The organism is Thalassotalea mangrovi, from assembly GCF_005116735.1.
Taxonomy (GTDB): Bacteria; Pseudomonadota; Gammaproteobacteria; order Enterobacterales; family Alteromonadaceae; genus Thalassotalea_A; species Thalassotalea_A mangrovi.
In genome coordinates this window covers 36,790-58,488 of sequence record NZ_SWDB01000023.1, presented here as the reverse complement: position 1 = coordinate 58,488, position 21,699 = coordinate 36,790, and the positions used below count along the sequence as shown (strand labels likewise).

Genomic DNA, 21,699 nt, shown 5'->3' with positions numbered 1-21,699 from the left:
TAATATTCGCAGCACTTCAGGTGAGATGGCTGAGTGGTCGAAAGCACCGGTCTTGAAAACCGGCAGGCGTTAATAGCGCCTCTAGGGTTCAAATCCCTATCTCACCGCCATATTTAAAAGGGCTCCAGTAATGGGGCCCTTTTTCGTTAGGTGAGATAGATGTTGAACCCGTAAAGGGGTTCACAAAAATGACGGGAACATTTTTGCTCATACTTCTGTATGCCCGCAGGGTAAATTACAGGGATGTAATTTATTAAATCCCTATCTCACCGCCATATTGAAAAACCCGCTTAACAGCGGTTTTTTGCATTTAGCACCGTCCATGGTATGGCGGCATACAAAACATCCATGTTTATAACCGCTAAATTTTAAAGCCCGCTTAACAGCGGTTTTTTGTCTTTTTTACTATCCCCAAAATGGTTGCAGCGGCCAATTTCACTATTTCCCGATTTTTACTTACGGATGTAATTCATTAAAAACTATTGGCTTTCTTATCAAATTACTGCAAAGTAGTGATTAAATATTCATCAGTTCAATACCAGAATTACAACCAATAATAATGAAAAACGAATGTTAGAAGGGGAGCTTGAATGACTAAAGCAGAAAATGAACTATTGATAGAAAATGAGAATTTATTTCGCTCATTGGTGTGCGCGCCGGTAGCTGTATTGTTCGTATTGTTAGCAGCGAACGCGATAATGACATCTTCAATTGTGATATTTCAGGTTATATTCGTATTACTGGCGATCTACTTTACGTTAAGTACGCTTGCCTATGCTTCATTTTATACAAACGAGCGTTATCAAGGCGAAGCAAAACCGTTTTTTAAGAATCGTCACTTATCTAAAGCGTTAACCTGCTTCCTGCTCACCATTGTATTTGGCAGCGTTGCCATCAATACGGTTACCTCATCCGCACATATTGTGTTTAAAGGGGTGTCTATCGTTTTGGCGTTATATTTCACCTTAAGTACGCTCGCCTTTGCTGCCTATTTCACCAATGATGTTTGTGATACCGCTGATCACTAGGCGCATCCATCGTGAGATCGACTCCGGGTCCTATCGAACAAATGCAGATACCTGGAGTCGTTTCAGTCTTCTTATGTAACTCTTTCCATAAATCGCTTTGAGTGGATATTCATGTAAATATGCGGGTAACCGCCTTAAAGATTGTTTGACACTCAAACTCGAGCGTATCCGCCAGGTAAATTTGCCGACAATTTAATCAATATTGCGTAACGCGTAACCATCCTGTCTGAACTATCGGCGGTTACGTTTGTCAAAGCATACAACAATCAGCAAACCTAACCTTCTGTCATAACTAGTAATTTAAGCTGGCTTGGTGATTCTGAGTAAGCAATTAGCTTTTTGTATCAGAGGTGGAAGCCGTGCCGGCATCAAAGATACTTTTCCCGGCTTAAATCTGATTGAAATGTAAACAGTTATTTCTGGAGGCGGGTCATATAGGTAAAAGCATCGATCATTAGTTATGCTTATAGAAGGAGGTAGCGACATGGTGAATCGTTATATTGATTGTCTCGTTCGGACGACGTTTATATTATTGCTGACCGGATTGTCAGCCTGCACAGTTGTGCCAGAAGTAGAGTCGAATCGAATGCCCACCTCGCTGTTGATCCACGAATCCTCCTTCCCCAAACACAAATCCCTACAACTCGTTAATGAACAGGACATCTTTGCGCTGAATAAAGAGATGCGCGATTTTGTGCATTTTAACCTGCTTCGCATTGAGGACCCGAAAAAACGGGCAGAGGTGTTACTTGAGAAGCTTCTGAATCGCTCCGAATCTATGATGGTGTACAATCAGGGAGCTAATCTTACCGCTCAGCAAACGTTTGAGCAGCGGGCTGCCAATTGCCTGTCATTGACGATTTTAGCCTATGCTTTGGCTCAGGAAGCGAATTTAAAAATAAACTTTCAGGAAGTAAAGATACCTGAATATTGGGTGCGCCAGGGGGATTACAATATGCTGAGCCGGCATGTTAACCTAGTGGTCGTCGGTGACAGCAAGACCCAGTTTCAAACCATTTGGGGTAATCGTGAGACCACCATTGATTTTGACCCCTATATCGTCAAAAAACATTTCACCCGTGAAGTAATCAGTAAACAACGGGTCACATCGATGTTTTACAATAACCTTGGTGCAACGGCCCTTACTCAGGCAGATTTTCCTCTTGCTTACGCATATTTCAAAAAGGCGATTCAAATTGATCCTGAATACAGTGCGGTGTGGGGCAATCTCGGTTTTCTGTACAAAATTCACCAGTACGAAAATCTGGCTCGGGAAAGTTATTTAAGGGCCATCAAGTTTGATGCAGGCAATTATAATGCCTGGAATAATCTGGCGATCTTGTTAAAAGATCAGGGCGAACTTAAAAAATCTGAAGAAATTAGTGAATTCATCGCCAATATCAGGGCTAGCAACCCATATTATTATGCGGTGCTAGCGGATGAAGCTTATCATCAGGGAAACTATCAGGAAGCGATTTCGCAATACAACAAAGCCAGTAAGATGCAACCTAATGAGGACCAGTTTTACTTTGGTTTAGCCAAGACCTACATGAAACTAGGAGATTATGAGTTGGGAGAAAAGTATCTCAACAAAGCGAAAGAGGTTGCTGACTTTCCCGATGTACAGCAAAGATATGCTCAGAAGCTTCGCTTGTTAAGTAAAATTTAATGGCTTAACCATGACCGTTCGACAGTCTTTGTCTGCTCTTATTTTGCTGCTAGCGCTTAACGCCTGGAGTTGTGAAAATATCGGCCGTAATGCCTGGCAGCACTTAACCCAATTGACTTCACCGGATTGGGCAGGGCGGGGACCTGATCAACCCGGGCATTTATTGGCGCAATCCTATATTTTTAACACTTTGAATTTACTCTACTCAACGTCGGTTAGCAGGCAGGAGTTTTATTTTAGTAGCGGTTTTAGTGAAAAAGCTGGGATTAACTGGGTAGCCGAGCGTACCGGCACTGACCCAAAGCTTGGCTATATTGCCATTACCGCACATTACGATCATCTTAAAAGTAAAGGTAATAAACACTACCCGGGTGCTGACGATAATGCCTCTGGGGTTGCTGCTATTCTGGCGTTAGCGGCGTGTTTTGACTTGCATCAACCCCGACACAATATGCTAATCATTGCTACCGATCGTGAAGAACAGGGTTTATATGGGGCGAAAAGCTTTTTAAAAGATAACCCGAAGCTCGTTAAACAGATCAGGCTAAATATCAATCTCGACATGGTAGCTCACGGAAACGCCAATAAGCATTATTGGGTTACCGGTAAACAGCCATCAGATTCGATCGTTGCAATTATTCATGAGACTAACAAAAAGGTTATCGTTCCATTTAAATATGGACGCAAACTCAGAGGCGAGGGTCGAGAGTTAAGGCGAGGAAAAATTGACCTGCATCGAGCCAGCGACCATTACGAATTCTACAAAGCTGGCATTCCATATGTATTCATTACCGGTGAAAATCATCGCCACTACCACCAAACTCATGATTCCGTCGACACCATTAACCAACCGTTTTACCAGACTGGTATCGCTTCTATTGCCAGTCTAATTCAGGAAATCGACAAAACGCTATAATTGTACACCGCAAACGGCCTGGATAAGGCACATGATGCTGGTTATCCATTGATTTAATTTGCAGAATACCAAATCGGAGATGTGTAGCCTCGCTCCTGATGAACTAATGTTGCTTCTTTAGGTATGTCCGTGCCAAAGCGCACTCGGTCGTATAGTACCCAGCGCGGTGTTGGAATTTCAATAACGCGGGCATAATAGAATGCGTTTTGCTCAGCATCAAAGTCCGGGTCGGTCCAGACCGTAGCCAATTCGGATGCACCTATGGTGTTAAGCCAATTGGCCGCCTCTTCATCAACCGTGTTGCCCACGGACGGCAATTTACCATTTGAATCTGGTTGGCGATCACCGGACCAGACCACGTCGTAAACCTTCTCGTGGGTTTTTCCTTTGCTATCCATCCAGCCTTTTACAATTTGAATACGATCGAGGTTAGCGCCAATCGGATCACGCAATGCGTACACCATAAACGTAGGCGCATCACTGGTAGCGGCGCGCAGATCACCTCCCATAGGAACGCCTTTCTCATAACCAACAAAAGCCGGGGCACGACTACGTAAATCATCCTCAGTGTATTCCCAACCACCAAAAAAGCGGATCATCATGCGTGGACCGGTGGTGGCGTAGGTTTCCTTGCGCATCATCGCATCAAAGATAGCTTCGCGAGTATTTTCATAAGCCCACACCGCCTGGTAACCCGAAGCTGCTAATTCATAGCCCTGAATGGAACCAAGTTTAGATTCAATAAAAGGGTGGTTGATACGCTCTTTAGAAGGCTCAACAGACGTGGATTTACCAAAATAGTTTTCTTCTTCAGCCGTCGATAATCCAGTATGACTATCAGTAGCACCCACCATGCCAAACTTGTACGGATTGGTGCCAAGTTCTTTTTCTAAAACCAGGCCATTTTTTAACGCTTCCCGTGCGTATTCTCGTTGCAGCATGTCATCTTTTTTTAGTTCGGTTAAATCGAGATTCCCCTTATCTAATGTTTCATAATCGGCAAATTCATCGCTTGGCGATAAAAACGGGTGCGTTTCACCATCGCCTTTAATTTGCGTGACTTCATACAAGGGTTCCCACTTAGCGCGCAATTGCACGTAATTTCGGTTTACGCGACCACCAGCATAAGTCTTGTCGATGGGAAACATCCAACCATTGGAAAGGTTGCCGTTGTGGGCGAGTGCCAATGCACGACCTCCGGTTTTGGTTTCATAATCTTCAAGCCATTTGTATAAATCCAGTGGGTCGGTTGTTCCTAAAGGGGGGAGAGTCGTAAGTGGAATTACCTGCCTTGCTTTTTCTCCGCCATCGCGCAATACCACATTGCGGTGGAGGTTGAATCCTTTTGGTACCGAAGTCCATTCAAATCCAATCAGCGCCGTAAAGGTGCCGGGGTCGTTAAACTGGTCGGCAGTTTTGGTAATGTCTTCCCATACATTATTGTAGATTGACGAGCCAGGAGAATATTGTTCCATTAATTCTTCCGGTACTTTGTTTTGGGCAAAATGAGTGATTAGGTCAAATGCCGCTTCGCCCGCTTTCTGGCCACCAGCCTGAAAGCCTTCCGCCCATTCTTTACCTTTCGGGTTGGCCATAACGTTTGGTGCAGCGTTTTGAATGTCGGTGGCAATACCCATCATATCGCTGTGATCAGTAATTACAATCCAATCGAGAGGGCGGCTAAGTTTCACTGGTAAACCGGATGACGACTTTATTTCTTCGCCCCTGGCTAATCGATAGGCATCGGCATGACCGAGTACATTACCAAATAAGCCCGCGTCTAAAGATAAACCGGTGTGCAAATGAGTTTCACCCCAGTAGAGATTTGACGGAAACGATCGTTGGGCGTAGGGCGAATAAGCCTTACCTGGGTATAAACCCCCAAGAATTTTGGCATCAGGCGTACCAATATCATTGGCCATTGACGTCATCGAGAAAGTGACTAATGCTACGACTATAGTGGCATTGATATGTTGACAGGGTCGGTTATTGCTAATTGCCATTAGTTAACTCCACTTCGATCGCTATATCTATATTTCTAACATTTTGAATCTATTTGTATTGCAAATGGTAAGTTGATGCAGACTTTGAATAACCACAAATTATAGATGGTTATTTCAGTTTGGGTGGCAATAAACGAGAGAAATACTTCGCCCTGGCTGATAAATTTCTACCAATTCAAATTCTTCAACTCGTTGCTGCTATTACTTTTTTCTAATCGTGTTGAAACAATCACCCAGTGGTCACATCAGACGCTGTTTAATCGATTTAAGTGATAGTTAACCTGCTTTCAAATCTAAATGAAGATGCATAAATATACATAATTTACGAATTGTTATTATTTTTTACTTTAAAAGTGATAAAAACTTATGCTATTCTCCGCGGCCGTTGTTGGTAGGTCTAATCCCTTCCTGCATATGTAGTTGTTATCTGAACGCTCACGTATCAATTCCAACAAACTCAAAAATATGCATGAGAGCTTTTGCGTACTTATGCGCTGGGTAGTGGTTTGGAACCTGATTGGCTTGATACATACGGGTGCTCACCTGCTAAGCACTATGTGCCTGTGATGAAGACAATCTAATTATCCATAGCTGTTTCGGGCATTGGCACCAGTGAACTGAGTAGTGAACAGATAACCGGTTAACAGCCGCTTATTAATAGAAATTTGTAAAATCCTGGAGAAGTACCGTCATGACGGAAAAGCATTTACCGTTATTTAAAAAAACTGCTGTGTGTATTGCACTTAGCAGCGCATTGACAACACCAAGTTTGGTATTGGCAGAAGAGCAAACACAAATATCGCTCGCTGGTATTGAACGCATCGAAGTCAGTGCATCCCGACGTACCTCAACCATTCAGGAAGCGCCGATGAATATTTCAGCATTGGATGCTGATGTAATGAAAAACCAGAATATTTCCGCTGCAGAAGATGTTGCCCGTTGGGTGCCTGGCTTAACCATCGCCGATCAGGGGGGTCGAGAAGGTGCGTCTATCATCGTGCGTGGCTTGAATACCAATACCTCAGATCGAATTGCTGATGGTGGTACGGTTGCGACCTACGTTGGTGAAATCCCAATGACGGTAGATTTACGCTTAACCGATGTAAAGCGAGTAGAAGTACTAATAGGCCCACAGGGTACGCTTTATGGTTCAGGTACTTTAGGTGGCGCAGTCCGTTATTTATTGAATAAACCAGAACTAGATTTTGCGGAAGCGTCAATCTCTGGCGATATTTTCAGTGTGAGTCAAAGCGAAGATTTAGGTGGCGAAGCAGGGCTGATTTTTAACACGCCATTGATTGAAGACGAATTAGCGGTTCGGGTGAATGTAAATCACTATGATACCCCAGGCTTTGTTGATTATCGTTTTGCCGTATGTAAACCAGGGGAATCATTACCGGATCCGGATTGGTCGGATGCAGCCGCTGTTGATGCCAATATCTGTGGTCAGAATGATGTAAACGATGAGCAAATTACAACGTCAAGAGTTGCCTTGCGTTGGCAGCCAAATGACTGGTTCGATGGGACTTTGAGCTACTTTTATCAGACGCAGCATAATGGCGGAAACTCGATTGTTCAATATAATGCGATGGCGGCAGAAAACCCGTTAGGTGAGTACATTGGTAAGTACGATTCAGCCTATCGGGTGGTTGAGCCTAATGACAAAACCGATGAATTACTAAGTCTGGAAATGGAGCTAGATCTTGGATTTGCAGAGCTAGTTTCAGCGACTGGGGTGTCGGAATATGAACAAGAAGGGCAACGGGATCAGACGGATTTGTTATTTGGTTCTATTTGGAGCGGTTACGCCGATTTCCCTGCTTTTACCGCTTACACTAAGGATACCGGTAGCGAACAATCATTCACTCAGGAACTTAGATTAGTCTCGCAACTTGACTCGCCGTGGTCGTGGATTGTTGGCTTCTACTATAACAAATTAGAAGCAAGCTCTGATGATCGAGAGTACACGCCAGGCCTGACTGAATATTGGTTTGATAATGATTACCAGAATATTGAATATGATCTGGAATACATCGCATTAAATGAGCAGGAACTGGAAGAGTCGGCGCTTTTTGGTGAAGTGTCTTATCAATTTACTGATAACTGGCAAGTCACGGTTGGGGCGCGGGTTTATCAATATAAAGTCGATTCTCTTTCTGGGAACTGGGCGCCATTTTGGAACGGTGAAATAAATTCGGTTACGGATATCGAACTACAGGCATCGAGTGCAAAAGATGACGGACAGTTATTGAAATTCAATACGAGTTATCAGTTCACTTCCGATGTGATGGCCTATGTAACGTTAAGTGAAGGTTATCGGATTGGCGGCTCTAATGGTATTACACCATGCGCTGAAGATGGCTCGATTCAGGTTTGTGCGCTGCCTGATGAAATGAATTATGAACCGGATTTGACGACCAACTATGAACTTGGTTTGAAGAGTTCCTGGTTCAATAATCGGTTACATGTTAATGCTTCGCTGTTTAATGTTGACTGGGACGACGCGCAAATTCAGACGGCGACACAAAATGGCCAGGAATTAATTACTGCCAATGTAGGCACCGCAAATTCCAAAGGTCTGGAGTTAGCGATACGTGGAGTTTTAACAGAAAGCATCACGAGTTACGCAACCTATGGTTATGCCAAGGCCGAGTTAACGTCGGATGTGCCTTACTTATTCGGTACGTTTGATGACTTAGGTTCCGAGGTACAAGATTATTACAACGGTGCCGCAGGAGACCGTTTGCCTGGTGCTCCACAGCATCAGTTTTCCATGGGCTTAGATTATCAAACGGAGATACTGGACGACAAGTTACTCAACGTGTATTACGGCATTACTGCGCAAAGCGATGTGATGACAAAAGTTGGTTTAAAAGCGGACGGTGAATCTTTACCAGGCTATGCGCTAAGTAATATCTCTGCGAAGATATCCGGTGATCTGTGGTCAGCAACCTTATATGTTGACAATTTGTTTGACGAGTATGCGTTTACCTCTACGCGTCGAGATAAATCCTGGGCGGGTATGGGCGAGTATGTCAATAAAGATCTTCCCGAAATTGAACGGGTATACGGTCATTTTATTACCAAGCCACGTACTATAGGTATTCGCTTTAACTACTTGTTTGAACTTTAATTTTAAGTTGTGATTTCATAGCAAAGTTTAGGAAGAAGTTATCTTATAAACATAAGTGCAAATTGGCGGCAACGATTATCTGGCAGTAACGATTCGTGGTAACGTTAGCTTTCATGTTGTGAACAAAGATGATGCATTATACAGGTGTCGAGTTGTAATGAGTGATATCAAACAACTTTATGAGCAGGCAGAGCAAGCCTTGCGAAATAAAGCTTACCAACAGGCACACCATTGCCTGTTGCGCATTTTGCAGCAAGACAGACATTATGCCGATGCCTATTATTTGTTGGCGACAATTGCCACTGAGCACAATAATGTTCGCAAAGGCCTGGAACTTATCCAAAAGGCACGAACGTTGCAAAATCGTCCATGTTATGGTGTTTTGTCAGCCAAACTTCAACTCAGTGTGCTTAACCATGTTGCCGCCAGGCAAATAGCCGAGCAAACATTAAACCTTATACAAGCAATGCCTGCTTCATCTTCCCTTACCGCGCAGCAGTGGGATGACTTAGGCGTTATCTTCAATCAAGTTGGAAAACAACGGATGGCGCTGCGCTGTTTTCATAGCGCCATTGACTTCTATGATTGTCAGCACTCCGTGCCATGGCAGTTACACAATCATCTCGGCGCCACTCAAAAATATTGCGGTGAGTTTACGGCTGCCAAAGACAGTTATTTACGCGCCCTGGATTGTAATCCCGATGCTTATGAGGTTCACTGGGCGTTGTCAGCGCTGGCACCAGAGGCAGGCGAAACAATCGAATACCTGAAACTGAAACTCGCTGGCTGTCACAACCCTGATCAACAATTGTTTTTGGCCCACGCAATAGCCCGCAAGCTCGAACATAAAGGGCACTTTGAAGAGGCCATGGCGATATTGGCACAGCCTAAACTGGCGAAAAAGACCCGGCTCGGTTATCGTGTTGACGATGATATAAAGCTATTCGATACCAGCAAAGCGGTAAGTGAAAATCTCGTTGGGCAAGTGTCTGGAACGGTTGATGACGCTCCCATTTTTATTGTCGGCATGCCTCGTACGGGAACTACACTGGTTGAGCGTTTGCTATCCCAGGCGCCGCAGGTAATATCGGCGGGGGAGTTGCCACATTTTGCCCTAGCATTTAAACAACAGAGTCACGTGCCATCACCAGCAATACTTGATACCGATACGATTCTTGCGGCAAATCATATTGATTGGACCGCACTAGGGAGAACGTATCTCGCTAAGACTCGAGAACTGGCTTCTCCAGCCAAGCGTTTTATCGATAAAATGCCCATTAACTTTTTCTATATCAGTTATATTACCCGGGCATTACCAAACGCGAAAATTATTTGTCTCGATCGCGATTATAAAGACACGATTGTCAGCAATTACCGGCAACTGTTTGCGGGCGATTTTGCCTTTTACAATTACAGTTACGATTTAGTTGACTGCGCTCTCTATCACCAGGCTTATCAAAAGTGGCTCGACTACTGCGAACAGGCCTTTGCTGGTAATGTATATCGGTTAAAATATGAAACTCTGGTGAATTATCCGGAGCAACAAGCTAAGGCGTTGTTCGACTTCATCGGTGAGCCCTGGCAGCCGGATTATCTGGATTTACGGCTTAATAGTACGCCCGTTGCTACAGCCAGTGCAGCGCAAGTCAGGGAGGCTATTAATAACCGTTCGGTTGGAAGTTGGCGTCGTTATCAACACACCCTTAATGTCGCATTACAATCGGTCTCAACGCCGCGTTGAAATAGATTCAGCTTCTATATTTTTACAATCAATGTATTAGTGCCGACGCTGTCACCATGAAGTTAGCTTCACTTTTCGATCGAAACTTGCTGTATAAGTCGCACAGAAACCTAAACCTTAGTTTTTAAATCCGTTATAATTGTCAGTTAATTCACATGGTCGAATCACCGTAAATGGTCAAAAGCAGGAGGTTAACAGGCTTCCGAGCCGATCTAAGGTGTCATTATCGCCAGTGGAGTTCTATTAAAAAAACATATAACCGAATCCTTCCGGTTATTATCCAAGAGGCAAGTAATGGATAAAAAATTTATTAGCGCTCAGGATCTGTTAGAAGATTCTTTTCGTGTTGCGGCTAAAGTCTATGAAGATGGTTTTCGTCCCCAGTTTATCGTTGGTATCTGGCGTGGCGGTGCGCCTATCGGTATTGCAGTGCAAGAGTATTTTGACTTTAAAAAAGTAGAAACGGATCACATTGCGGTACGCACTTCATCGTATTATGGCATCAATCAACAATCCAAAGAAATTAAAGTCCACGGCTTGCATTACCTGATTGAAAACGCCAATGCCGATGATGGACTGTTGATTGTTGATGATGTATTTGATTCGGGCCGGAGTATTGACGCATTAATCAAGCAGATTCGCGAATTAATGCGATTAAATACGCCGAAAGACATTCGCATTGCTTGTCCCTGGTACAAACCCAAAAATTCAAAAGTCGATTTGGTTCCAGATTACTATGTCCATGACTCTGACGAATGGTTGGTATTTCCACATGAATTATCGGGTCTGACTGCCGATGAAATCAGAAACGGCAAGACCGATCTGGTTAATATCATGGATATTCTGGTAGACGACCAGGAATAACAAAAATTACGTTAAACTAAGGGAAAACCACTTTCACCTGAGTTATGCCCGATCATCAGAATCATTGCACAGCCTGGCTGTCAGGTACAATAACACCCGGCTACCAAATTGCTTCGGGGCGCTGCAATGATTCTCCGTTCGGGCAGGGGAGTCTGTTATTACAACTCCCCTTGTTCATTCAACAGCGACTTCCGTTTGAAAATATTTACCCGGGAACCATTAATTTAGACATCGCGCCCAATAAGCTGCAATGGTTACGGCCGTGGAAAATCATTAAAAACCTCAGGTGGCACCCGGAATTTCATCGTGAGACCTTTTCTTTTTGTCCTTGTTTATTGAAAATTTCAGGAAAAGAACATCGAGCATTCGTCTATTTTCCGCATCCGGAAAGTAAAATAGGGCATCATCACAAAGACACGACGATAGAAATCATTAGCGAATTTATCCCCGAAATAAAATATCATGATAGGATACAAGTACGATTCCCCGGTCAGTATCTAAAAATCAAACGTGGATAAGCAACAACATTGGCAACAGGTATTTGTTGATAAAAACGCTAAGCAAATGAGTTGGTCACAAGATTGCCAGGACACAAGTTACCGTCAACTCAACGCATTACAACTGCCCAATAGCGCAACCATTCTGGAGGCTGGCTGTGGTATTTCAGATTTTTCTATTGAAGCGCTAACGGCCGGTTATGGTAATTTGGCATTACTGGATATTTCACAACAGGCATTAGCCATACAGCAACAAAAACATATTGATAAAAAACTAGATAGCAGCAACTGTCAGTATATTTGCCAGGACCTGGGCGAACAAAACCAACCGCTGATGACGAAAATTGAAAATCGTATCGATTGTTGGATAGATCGCGCTGTATTTCATTTTCTCATTGACGAAAAGCAACGGCAGCAATATTTCAATTACCTGTTATGCGCTCTTAAAAGTCAGGGATATTGGTTACTAGCAACGTTTTCTGAACGGGGACCTGACAAATGTTCAAATTTACCGGTGCAGCGATACAGTCATATACAACTAACCGATTATCTACAAACCATTGCTAAAGATGAGTTTACTTGTCGGCAGCAATGGCAGCAAACCCATGTCACCCCTTGGGGAGCCGAACAGCATTTCAACTGGTGGCTATTACAGCGTCGCTAGTCTGACTTTACGCTATATTACTGGAAATTATCTGAATTACTTGTATGTTTAACTAGAGGTTGTTGGTTACAGCTTCTGGCAGACAGATAATGATATGAGTTCAGGACGTCCATTTATTATTTGCAGTTTTTTGTAAACTTTATCAATGAATTACAATAATAATGACAGTAACTCTCTCATCACAACCGAAAGTTCTGGCTTGTCGCGAGTGCGACAACCTGATGTATTATCCGCTGTTACAGGAAGGGCAGCAGGCTCGCTGTAAACGGTGCCGTCATGTCATTTTATACCGAAAGCCGAACCCAATTGATCGTAGTATTGCCATTGCGTTGGCGGGTTTAATTCTCGCCATTCCCGCCATTTTTCTGCCAATCATGTCGATGAAGCTGTTTAGTATTAATAGTACCGTCAGCTTATCATCGGCGATTGTGGCTTTATGGCAAAACCAGCTTTATTTCGTTGCCCTGGTGACGAGTTTTTTCTGCATACTCGCGCCTTTGAGCAAACTATTCGTCACTCTAATCCTCAGTTTTCAGGTGAAACTGGATCGTATTCATCATCAAAGCTACGTGCCATTGATTAAATTTTATCAGCGCATCGATAGCTGGGAAATGCTGGAAGTATTCATGATTGGCATATTAGTCTCAATATTTAAACTTAGGGATGATGCTGATTTGTTCTTTGATTTCGGATTGGTTAGCTACATCCTGTTTATGATCTGCATCGTTGCGCTAAAGCTGAGTTTTGATAATGAGCTTTTATGGAACAAGGTAGAAATCGATGATTAACCCTGATGCCATAGACTTTTCAAAAAACGGTCAGCAAAATCATTTAGCCAGCTGCGATACCTGTCATTGGGTCAGTCCTTATATTGTTGGTCAAAACAATCGCTGCCAGCGGTGTCATGATGCATTGGTGCAAAGAAAACCCTTTGCGTTTCAAAAAACGCTGGCGTTAACTATCTGCTCGGTTATCGCATTTTTCCCTGCTAACCTCTATCCCATAATGACCATTTTGCAATTCGGTAAAGGCCAGGGCGATACCATATTGTCCGGTACTCTTTATATGTTCCAAAATGGTATGGTACCCATTGCGTTAATCGTGTTTATCGCAAGTTTTATATTTCCTCTGGCGAAAATATTAGGTTTACTTTACCTCCTTTATTCCATTCGTTACTCGTCAAAATTGTCGCGTCGCAAGCGCACCCATATGTATCGATATATCGAACTATTTGGCCCCTGGTCAATGTTGGACGTATTTGTAGTTGCATTACTGGTTTCGCTGGTTGAAATTGGCAATGTGCTTGAAGTGGTTGCAGGACCGGGCGCAACTGCGTTTGGGGTAATGGTGATTCTCAGTATATTCGCGGCGTCTAGCTTTGATTCTAAGTTACTCTGGGATGAACGGGTTGACGATGAGCGATAATACCTTTGAGCAAACGGTTATAGAACCTAAACCCAGGTTTTCCTTCATCTGGATTTTGCCCATTCTTGCTGCGTGTATCGCCACTTATCTGTTGGTGCAAGCCTATTATCAATCTGGCGTTAATATTGATATTTTCGTTACCGATGCAGAAGGTATCGTCGAACAGAAAACCGAAGTCCGTTTTAAAGGCCTGCCCGTTGGATTAGTGCGCGAACTGACCATTAATGAAGGTTTAGATGTGATTTCCGTCAGAGTGGAAATGGATCGAAAAACCAAAGATTATCTAAATAGTAATACTCAGTTTTGGCTGGTAAAGCCTGAGATCAGTCTATCCGGTGTATCAGGGCTGGAAACCGTAATTACCGGTAACTATTTTGAAATGCTGCCGGCCTTAGAAGGTCAGAGACAAAGACAATTTTACTCGCTCGACACGCCACCTGCCATCCCCGATGATTCTCCGGGATTGCATTTGACCTTACATGCTCAGTCACTTGGTTCGTTAAACCGCGGAAGCGGGGTCTATTTTAAACAAATTCAGGTCGGAGAAGTTTATGACTATCAATTAGTTAAGGATAATGGCTACGTTGCAATTAAATTGTTAATTGATGACAAATATAAAGACCTGGTGAAATTCAATAGCCGTTTTTATAACGCCAGCGGTGTTGAAATCAGCGGTGATTTATCTGGATTTAAGCTAAGAACCGAATCTCTGTCGTCAATTATAGGCGGTGGCATCGCGTTTCATACCCCGAAATCAAACAAACAGTATCCAGATGTAGAAAATCATACCAAATTTAATCTTTATGATGACTTTGATGCTGCCCAGGCCGGTATTAAAGTCACCATGAATTTTCCTAAAAACAGCGGTGTAAAAGCCGGTGAAACCAAGGTCATCTTTGAAGGTGTTGAGCTCGGGATTGTTGAGGATTTCACCTACAATCAGGAACAGGGCGGTCTTACCGCAAGCGTTAATTTCGATCCGAGAATGGAGCCTTATTTACTGTCCGGCATGAAATTCTGGTTAGTTCGGCCGAAAATCAGCTTTTCAGGGATTTCGAATCTGGATCGATTATTAAGTGGTCCGTATGTGTCATTTCGTCTGGGTAGCGGCGATCCAAGTCGTGAATTCGACGTGTTACCGAAACCACCGCCTCTAACTTACGATGAACCTGGATTGCATATTGAGTTACAAACCTCTGACATTGACTCACTGGCTTTCGATACCCCGGTATTTTATCGCAATATGAAAATTGGCAGGATTCAGGGGCATGAGTTAAACGAGGATAAAAAAGGCTTTTCTGTACACGCGTTTATTGAACCCCATTATCAGCACTTAATTAATCAAAGCAGTCGGTTTTACAAACTTGGCGGGGTTGAGGTTCAGGCAAAATTGCCACAGGTACGAATCTATTCAGGCACACTAACGAATATGTTCGTTGGTGGAATAGGGGTGATGACCGAGCATTTTGATTACCCGATGCTTGAAAATGGCTATGAGTTTACTCTTGCTGCGAGTAAAGCGGAGTCAAGATACAGTAAACGACTGAACTTATCATTTCCCGGTATTATTGATATTGAGAGCCATTTAACAAAATTAAGGTACGCTCAACTCGAAATTGGCCAGGTAATTGACGTATCTCTTAATGAAACACTGACGAATACTAGTGTGACTGTCGCCTACGATCCTAAATTTAACTCCCTGTTTAAATCCAGCAGTGAGATTCGCCTGATCACGCCAGGCTTGGGTAATAAACGTTTAAGTGCAGCTTTCGCAGGCAGTTATCTTGATGTCGTGCCCGGTACAGGCACGTTTCAAACTACCTTTGAAATACTTGCCCCGGGGGGTCAGATTAATGCAGCATTACCAGGGTTACAGTTACGTCTTACCAGCAGTCAGTCGCACGGTTTAAGTCCGGGGGCACCGGTATTTTTTAAAGATCTCAATATTGGCCAGGTCGAGGCGGTAAACCTGAAAGAACGTGGCGAGCAGTTTGAATTCATTATTACCATCAACAGTGATTATCATGCCCTGGTTTTTACCAACAGCGAGTTCTACCTGGCAAGCGGTATCGATATCCAGGCCAGTTTACAAGGTGTTTCCATGACTTCGCCGAATCTCGATCGGCTGGTAAACGGCGGGATTTCCCTGGTCAATCCTTTACGGCTGGATAAAGTGCAGACTCAGGAATTGAGTCATTATCCCTTATATGAGTCATTACAACACAGTGATTTCCAGGGACCAACCATAGAAGTCGTGTTTGCAGACATTGTCGATATAAAGCCAGGAGCAAAGCTTATCTATCAAGGACATGATGTTGGCGTGATAACTCAGGTTGATTTAGCCGAGCAACTGACTCATACCCGGTTGACGGTTAAAGTCAGCGAAGCATTTCCAAGCCTGACTAGTGCAGGTGCACAATATTATTTATTAGAAGCAAGTATTGGTTTAACCCAAATTAAAAATGCATCGGCTATTTTATCTGGAAATCAGTTGGCAGTAGTTCCTGGAGATGGCCCACAGGAAACTAGCTTTATTGGTAATTTGCGAGCGCCTGTCATCAAGCGGCTAAACCAGGGATTAAATTTAACCTTGTCGGCTCTTAATGTCGGTTCGATTAACAGTGGCCAGAACGTGTATTTCCGTCAGGTTCCAGTTGGTCGCGTCTTGGGAACCGAGTTAAATGATGAAGGTACCGGCGTACTGATTTATATCAACATTGACCCTGAGTTTGCATCATTAGTTCAGCAAGGCTCGGTTTTTTACAATGCCAGCGGCATTGAAATCGATGCGGGTCTTTTTTCTGGAGTTTCTATTGCCACCGAATCGATGGCGACCATTCTTGCCGGCGGCGTTGCATTTTCCAATCCCAGTACGGTAAATTCAAAACCAGATGCGACATTGGTGGCTGATGGATCCGTTTATGTTCTTAATTCAGAATTAAAAAGGCGGAACTAGAGGTTCATTCTGCTGAAATTTTGTGGATAATCCCTCGGAAATATTGAAATAATTCACGTAGCGCACCATGAAATAACCAAAATAAGAGCTTAACGCTATATTTTTATTGGCCTGCAGAGGTTTTTGTTGTAAAACGAATGGCATCGGTTATGCCCGTAATAGTGCTCACAGGCACTGAAAACGCTGATAATAGTCAGAATGTGCGCTAATTTTCATAAACGCTGCAATCAGGGGAGCCACTCTCATACATTCACCTATAGCAAATGTCCGATAATGTTAATTAGTGGACATATCGTATAAGGGCGTTTAAACTAGCTCTTAACCTAGTTTAACCATATCGATTAACCATGAATTGTATTTGTTTTCATGTTGTTATGTACCAATCTTGATGATGACTTTGGCATCTGTTTCATGAAACGCTCTTTATGCCAATCTCCGATACTTGGTTAATGCGTGGTAAATAAACATGTATGGTTCTAATAAAAAACAATAAACATTATGAATAATCCAGAAAACTTTAGCGCTGAACCCTTATTTGATTCTCACCGTCACTTTCAACAGTTACACCGCAACCAGTTGTTCAGTGATGACAATCAATCGGTTAAACGATTCGTTGAAACCATCAATCAAAATGTTTCCGGCGCTTTAGATGATTACCGGTTCACCAAAGAGTTTCTACAATCTAAAGGTCGCCGCAATGAAGCGACGTATAATCTGTTTCGTTCAGAGACCGAAAAGTTTTTGCTATGGTCCTGGTTATTTGCACAAAAATCTATTGTCACGTTAAAGCGTCGTGACCTTGAAACCTACATTGATTTTGTTCACAAACCACCAGTAACCTGGATTTCCAGTTACGTCTATCGTCGTTTTGAAGATCTCAACGGCTATCGTCAGGTAAACCCTGACTGGCGTCCGTTCACAATTAAAATTCCTAAATCTCAACGCCTGGATAATATCGACTTTAATCAAAAGAAACGAAACTATCAGTGCTCGCAAGATGCGATTAAAGCAACATTTTCTGTTTTGAATGTGTTCTATGATTATCTGGTCACTGAGGACTACGCCTTTGGTAATGCGATAGCGTCGGTTAAAAAAGACAGTCCGTATTTAATAAAAGATGCATCGGTTGTTGAAGTAAAACGTTTATCGTCATTGCAATGGGACTATATTCTCGAAAGTACCCAGAAACTGGCGGATTCGGACGAAAATCATGAGCGAACTTTGTTTATTGTCGCTTGCTTAAAAACCTTGTATTTGCGTATTTCTGAACTATCCGAGCGCCCTGTCTGGTCGCCGGTAATGGGACATTTCTGGACCGATAAAGATAAAAACCACTGGTTTAAAGTGTTTGGTAAAGGTAATAAGCAACGCGATGTGTCGGTACCCGACAGCTTTTTGCCCTATCTGGAACGCTTTCGCCAATATCGCGGTTTATCAGGTTATCCGTTATCGTCCGAAACCGACCCATTGATCAACAAACTTAAGGGCTTTGGCGGGATGACATCACGGCAACTCAGGCGTATCGTTCAACAGGCGTTTGATCATGCTTTTGAGCAAATGACTCAGGAAGGATTTTCTCATGAAGCGCAAACATTAAAAGAAGCGACTACACACTGGCTGCGACATACTGGCGCATCGATGGATATTGCATCACGACCACTTAAGCATATGGCTGATGAACTGGGTCATGCCAGCATGGGTACTACTGACCGGGTTTACGTACAGTCGGATCACCTTGAACGGGCGAAATCCGGTAAAAAACGTAGTATTGAGAGCAATTAACCAAGCTTTAAGCGGTAAGCCATAAGCTTTAAGAGGTAAGCATAAATCTTACAGCTTGTATCTTACAGCTTGTATCTTACAGCTTACAGCCAGGAGCTCAACAAAGTTGAGCTCCTTAGTTAAACGTCTGCATATTGGGTAAGGTTAACACCAGTGCCGGATCCAGTTTGACATTAAACCAGTTTACCCGCCAGTCCAGATGCGGTCCGGTTGAGCGCCCTGTCGAACCAATTTTTGCAATCTTCTGACCTTGTAAGACGTTATCGCCTTCCTTAACCAGGGAGCCTGACAAATGCAAAAAGGTAGAAGTGACGCCATGACCATGATCGATGACCAGGGTGCCGCCAGAATAAAACATATCCGGAACCCACAAGGTAACTACTCCTGCAGCTGGAGCCTGAATCACTGTCCCCGTTTTACCGGCATAATCAAGGCCATAATGTGGATTGCCTGGTTTGCCGTTGTATACTCGTTGACTGCCATAAACACCGGTAATACGACCCTTGCTCGGTGCAATAAAGCCGTGAGCAAAATCGATATTATCAGCTGCAACACTGCGCACTTTACCAATTTGTTTACTATCCTGACGCGCCCGCTCGATATCTTTGGGATCCGGGTTCATGATTTTTTTGGCAATGCCATTCACCCGTTGAATGTTGTATTCGCGCTTTGCTGGTTTCAGGCTTTTTATCAGTTGTTCATCTTCGCTTTTGATTTTTAGCTGATAATTCGTATCGTCGTCTCGGCTAAAACCGAAGGTAAACAACCCGTGGCGAGAGACTTTTAATGCCCGATCATCTAAATATACCTGATTGCCCGGCTGGGTTTTGCCAACCATTAAGCTACCCTGAGTAACTTCTCCTTGTAATTCAAGTAATAAAGCGGGGTTTGCAATACTAACAGGACAGGTTGTGGACAATAACGCTAGTGCTATTAAGCGAGTTCGGTTAATCGTGAATCCTAATACTTTGGAAATTCCGTTTCCTGGTTTAAACATTACCTATTGCTCCTTTACCGACACCTTCAAAGGCGACTACTTTGTAGTCATTATCAGGTCGTTCGGCTTTTAACTGCCGAGCGATATAATCAGCCAGTAATTCAACCGTAGAATCACAATCAACCACTTCAAGGTTATCTTTGATGGCGATATCAAAACGTCCTTGCGGGGCATAATAGGAAAAACACTGATGATCTGCCGTCAAGTCCTGCAGGCCTCGTTTCGATAGTTCAACCTGCTGCTGACTAATAGCATCACTATCGGTGGCCAGATAAATATCCTGCCAGCGATTACACCATTGCTTTTCAAGGCTCAGCGAGCGAATGTTATTTTCATACAAATTGATTTTCGAGCGGTGTCCATGGGCAATGCGCTGACAATTACCGTCATGCTTTTTGAGGCCATGGGTATAGTGATAGTAAAAACCATCGATTGCTTCCGGACGAAGCGTTAATTCAATACCTTTTACATTTTCAGGTAATTGCGCCTTAATAACGGCCTGTAGGTAACGCGTTACCGCGCTTTCAGTAATCTGTTCGTCAGGTATCTCGGCAAACGCACATTGCGGGGATTGCAGATGAATACTGGCCAATTGTTGCGGATAAAAATCGACATACACGTGATTATCCCGCTCGGAGTCGCTGATAATCAAGTGGTTGTCAGCAACCGGTAACAATAGTTTGTGATCGACGGCATCATCAATAATGGCCTTGATTTGCTTTTTTACGATGCCAAAATCAAGGACCATGCTTTCTGCATTTAAATCACCGGATAGTATTACATCAACAATCCAGCTTTCACCGACAACTCCCCTATCCCGACAAAGATAAGAGAAGTCAATGACGGTCAGGTCATTGACGAATAACTGCATGGTTTTAAGACTCATTAATCAACCTATCCGGAAATTAAGCTTTCACTTGCCATTGAATATCTTCACCCGCACGGATAGGAACCACGGTATCGCTGCCAAACGGCATGGTTTTTGGAACCGACCAGGATTCTTTTACCAGGGTGATGGTATCAGTATGGCGTGGTAATTTATAAAAATCAGGGCCATGGAAGCTGGCAAAGCCTTCAAGTTTATCGAGCGCATTTTCCTGTTCGAACACTTCAGCATACAATTCAATTGCTGCATGTGCGGTATAGGAACCGGCACATCCACAGGCACTTTCTTTTGCTTCCTTAGTGTGTGGCGCAGAGTCGGTGCCCAGGAAGAATTTTGGACTGCCACTGGTTGCCGCCTCAATTAGCGCCTGTTGATGAATGTTGCGCTTAAGTACAGGCAAACAGAAATAATGTGGACGAATACCACCGACCAACATATGGTTGCGGTTGAATAATAAGTGATGAGCGGTAATCGTTGCCGCGACATTGGCACCTGCCTGATTAACAAAATCAACCGCATCTTTAGTCGTGATATGTTCCAGTACAATACGTAATGTTGGGAACTTAGCTACGACTGGCTTTAAAATACGCTCAATATATTCCTTTTCGCGGTCAAAAATATCGATGTGACTGTCAGTGACTTCACCATGAAGTAATAAAGGTAAGTCTTCTTCCTGCATGGTTTCTAATACCGAATAGATATTTTTAATATCAGTAACACCAGATGCAGAATTGGTTGTAGCACCGGCTGGATATAGCTTGGCGGCAAACACTTTGCCGGAGGCTTTGGCCTGGCGAATGTCTTCACTAGTGGTATTATCGGTAAGATACAACACCATTAACGGCTCGAAACTGTCTGACGTATTGACTGCCTGAATGCGTTCGTAATAAGCAATGGCCTGATCGGTGTTCATTACCGGAGGCACCAGGTTCGGCATTACGATAGCGCGACCGAAATAGCGGCCGATATCTCTGACCGTATCGGTCAGGACTTCACCGTCTCGTAAATGCACATGCCAGTCATCCGGGCGGGTAATAGTAAGAGTCGTCATTGAAAATTCCGTGTTCTGTAAATTACTTGTAGCTGTTTATTCGATGCCTGCAACAGCAATGTTATGGCACCGACAAATCAACCTTGG

The 21,699-nt window shown here is 43.4% G+C and carries 15 protein-coding genes and 1 tRNA gene; 12 read left to right on the top strand and 4 right to left on the bottom strand.

Features of this window, described 5'->3' with window-relative positions; genetic code table 11:
• Positions 1 to 19 precede the first annotated feature (19 nt).
• The 4 genes from E8M12_RS10455 to E8M12_RS10440 all read left to right on the top strand — a co-directional run bounded on the left by E8M12_RS10455 (position 20) and on the right by E8M12_RS10440 (position 3,613).
• Positions 20 to 110, top strand: a tRNA-Ser gene (locus tag E8M12_RS10455).
• 480 nt (positions 111 to 590) lie between these two features.
• On the top strand, positions 591 to 1,028 hold the full coding sequence (locus tag E8M12_RS10450) for a hypothetical protein (RefSeq protein WP_136736101.1): 438 nt from the start codon (positions 591 to 593) through the stop codon (positions 1,026 to 1,028).
• A gap of 484 nt (positions 1,029 to 1,512) precedes the next feature.
• Positions 1,513 to 2,697 (top strand): tetratricopeptide repeat protein, encoded by a 1,185-nt coding sequence (locus tag E8M12_RS10445; protein ID WP_169303118.1) that lies wholly within the window; start codon positions 1,513 to 1,515, stop codon positions 2,695 to 2,697.
• Positions 2,698 to 2,707: 10 nt separating this feature from the next.
• Positions 2,708 to 3,613 carry a M20/M25/M40 family metallo-hydrolase gene (locus E8M12_RS10440; protein ID WP_136736099.1) on the top strand — a complete coding sequence of 302 codons (906 nt, stop codon included), beginning with the start codon at positions 2,708 to 2,710 and terminating at the stop codon, positions 3,611 to 3,613.
• Positions 3,614 to 3,666: 53 nt separating this feature from the next.
• Here E8M12_RS10440 and E8M12_RS10435 read toward each other — a convergent pair whose 3' ends face one another.
• Positions 3,667 to 5,616: a DUF3604 domain-containing protein gene (locus tag E8M12_RS10435; protein WP_246034103.1), complete on the bottom strand. Its 1,950-nt coding sequence runs from the start codon at positions 5,614 to 5,616 to the stop codon at positions 3,667 to 3,669.
• 691 nt (positions 5,617 to 6,307) lie between these two features.
• Between E8M12_RS10435 and E8M12_RS10430 the strand changes: the two genes are divergently transcribed.
• The 8 genes from E8M12_RS10430 to E8M12_RS10395 all read left to right on the top strand — a co-directional run bounded on the left by E8M12_RS10430 (position 6,308) and on the right by E8M12_RS10395 (position 18,678).
• Positions 6,308 to 8,749, top strand: a complete 2,442-nt coding sequence (locus tag E8M12_RS10430; protein ID WP_136736098.1) for a TonB-dependent receptor — start codon at positions 6,308 to 6,310, stop codon at positions 8,747 to 8,749.
• A gap of 157 nt (positions 8,750 to 8,906) precedes the next feature.
• Positions 8,907 to 10,490, top strand: coding sequence for a tetratricopeptide repeat-containing sulfotransferase family protein (locus E8M12_RS10425; protein ID WP_136736097.1), 1,584 nt, complete (start codon positions 8,907 to 8,909; stop codon positions 10,488 to 10,490).
• 294 nt (positions 10,491 to 10,784) lie between these two features.
• Positions 10,785 to 11,354, top strand: a complete 570-nt coding sequence (locus E8M12_RS10420; protein WP_136736096.1) for a phosphoribosyltransferase — start codon at positions 10,785 to 10,787, stop codon at positions 11,352 to 11,354.
• Between the two features lie 510 nt (positions 11,355 to 11,864).
• Complete coding sequence (locus E8M12_RS10415) at positions 11,865 to 12,515, top strand: class I SAM-dependent methyltransferase (protein ID WP_136736095.1); 651 nt, start codon at positions 11,865 to 11,867, stop codon at positions 12,513 to 12,515.
• Between the two features lie 161 nt (positions 12,516 to 12,676).
• Positions 12,677 to 13,303, top strand: a complete 627-nt coding sequence (locus E8M12_RS10410) for a paraquat-inducible protein A (protein ID WP_136736094.1) — start codon at positions 12,677 to 12,679, stop codon at positions 13,301 to 13,303.
• Positions 13,296 to 13,940, top strand: a complete 645-nt coding sequence (locus E8M12_RS10405; protein ID WP_136736093.1) for a paraquat-inducible protein A — start codon at positions 13,296 to 13,298, stop codon at positions 13,938 to 13,940. The genes E8M12_RS10410 and E8M12_RS10405 overlap by 8 nt, the downstream gene beginning before the upstream one ends.
• Entirely contained in the window at positions 13,930 to 16,896 is a 2,967-nt protein-coding gene (locus E8M12_RS10400) for an MlaD family protein (RefSeq protein ID WP_169303117.1), read from the top strand. The genes E8M12_RS10405 and E8M12_RS10400 overlap by 11 nt, the downstream gene beginning before the upstream one ends.
• A gap of 498 nt (positions 16,897 to 17,394) precedes the next feature.
• Positions 17,395 to 18,678 carry a tyrosine-type recombinase/integrase gene (locus E8M12_RS10395; RefSeq protein ID WP_136736091.1) on the top strand — a complete coding sequence of 428 codons (1,284 nt, stop codon included), beginning with the start codon at positions 17,395 to 17,397 and terminating at the stop codon, positions 18,676 to 18,678.
• Between the two features lie 115 nt (positions 18,679 to 18,793).
• Here E8M12_RS10395 and E8M12_RS10390 read toward each other — a convergent pair whose 3' ends face one another.
• From E8M12_RS10390 to pyrC, 3 genes are read right to left on the bottom strand one after another with little or no spacing between them, the layout of a single operon-like run.
• Positions 18,794 to 19,675 carry a M23 family metallopeptidase gene (locus tag E8M12_RS10390; RefSeq protein ID WP_136736090.1) on the bottom strand — a complete coding sequence of 294 codons (882 nt, stop codon included), beginning with the start codon at positions 19,673 to 19,675 and terminating at the stop codon, positions 18,794 to 18,796.
• Complete coding sequence (locus E8M12_RS10385; RefSeq protein WP_136736103.1) at positions 19,668 to 20,546, bottom strand: 6-pyruvoyl trahydropterin synthase family protein; 879 nt, start codon at positions 20,544 to 20,546, stop codon at positions 19,668 to 19,670. Before E8M12_RS10385 ends, E8M12_RS10390 begins: the two co-directional genes overlap by 8 nt.
• A gap of 34 nt (positions 20,547 to 20,580) precedes the next feature.
• Entirely contained in the window at positions 20,581 to 21,612 is a 1,032-nt protein-coding gene (gene pyrC / locus E8M12_RS10380) for a dihydroorotase (protein WP_136736089.1), read from the bottom strand.
• Positions 21,613 to 21,699 lie beyond the last annotated feature (87 nt).

Bases quoted from the DNA above. Each gene is read 5' to 3' on its own strand.
- E8M12_RS10450 (WP_136736101.1), top strand. From the start codon at position 591: ATGACTAAAGCAGAAAATGAACTATTGATAGAAAATGAGAATTTATTT.
- E8M12_RS10445 (WP_169303118.1), top strand. From the start codon at position 1,513: ATGGTGAATCGTTATATTGATTGTCTCGTTCGGACGACGTTTATATTA.
- E8M12_RS10440 (WP_136736099.1), top strand. From the start codon at position 2,708: ATGACCGTTCGACAGTCTTTGTCTGCTCTTATTTTGCTGCTAGCGCTT.
- E8M12_RS10435 (WP_246034103.1), bottom strand. From the start codon at position 5,616: ATGGCAATTAGCAATAACCGACCCTGTCAACATATCAATGCCACTATA.
- E8M12_RS10430 (WP_136736098.1), top strand. From the start codon at position 6,308: ATGACGGAAAAGCATTTACCGTTATTTAAAAAAACTGCTGTGTGTATT.
- E8M12_RS10425 (WP_136736097.1), top strand. From the start codon at position 8,907: ATGAGTGATATCAAACAACTTTATGAGCAGGCAGAGCAAGCCTTGCGA.
- E8M12_RS10420 (WP_136736096.1), top strand. From the start codon at position 10,785: ATGGATAAAAAATTTATTAGCGCTCAGGATCTGTTAGAAGATTCTTTT.
- E8M12_RS10410 (WP_136736094.1), top strand. From the start codon at position 12,677: ATGACAGTAACTCTCTCATCACAACCGAAAGTTCTGGCTTGTCGCGAG.
- E8M12_RS10405 (WP_136736093.1), top strand. From the start codon at position 13,296: ATGATTAACCCTGATGCCATAGACTTTTCAAAAAACGGTCAGCAAAAT.
- E8M12_RS10400 (WP_169303117.1), top strand. From the start codon at position 13,930: ATGAGCGATAATACCTTTGAGCAAACGGTTATAGAACCTAAACCCAGG.
- E8M12_RS10395 (WP_136736091.1), top strand. From the start codon at position 17,395: ATGAATAATCCAGAAAACTTTAGCGCTGAACCCTTATTTGATTCTCAC.
- E8M12_RS10390 (WP_136736090.1), bottom strand. From the start codon at position 19,675: ATGTTTAAACCAGGAAACGGAATTTCCAAAGTATTAGGATTCACGATT.
- E8M12_RS10385 (WP_136736103.1), bottom strand. From the start codon at position 20,546: ATGCAGTTATTCGTCAATGACCTGACCGTCATTGACTTCTCTTATCTT.
- pyrC (WP_136736089.1), bottom strand. From the start codon at position 21,612: ATGACGACTCTTACTATTACCCGCCCGGATGACTGGCATGTGCATTTA.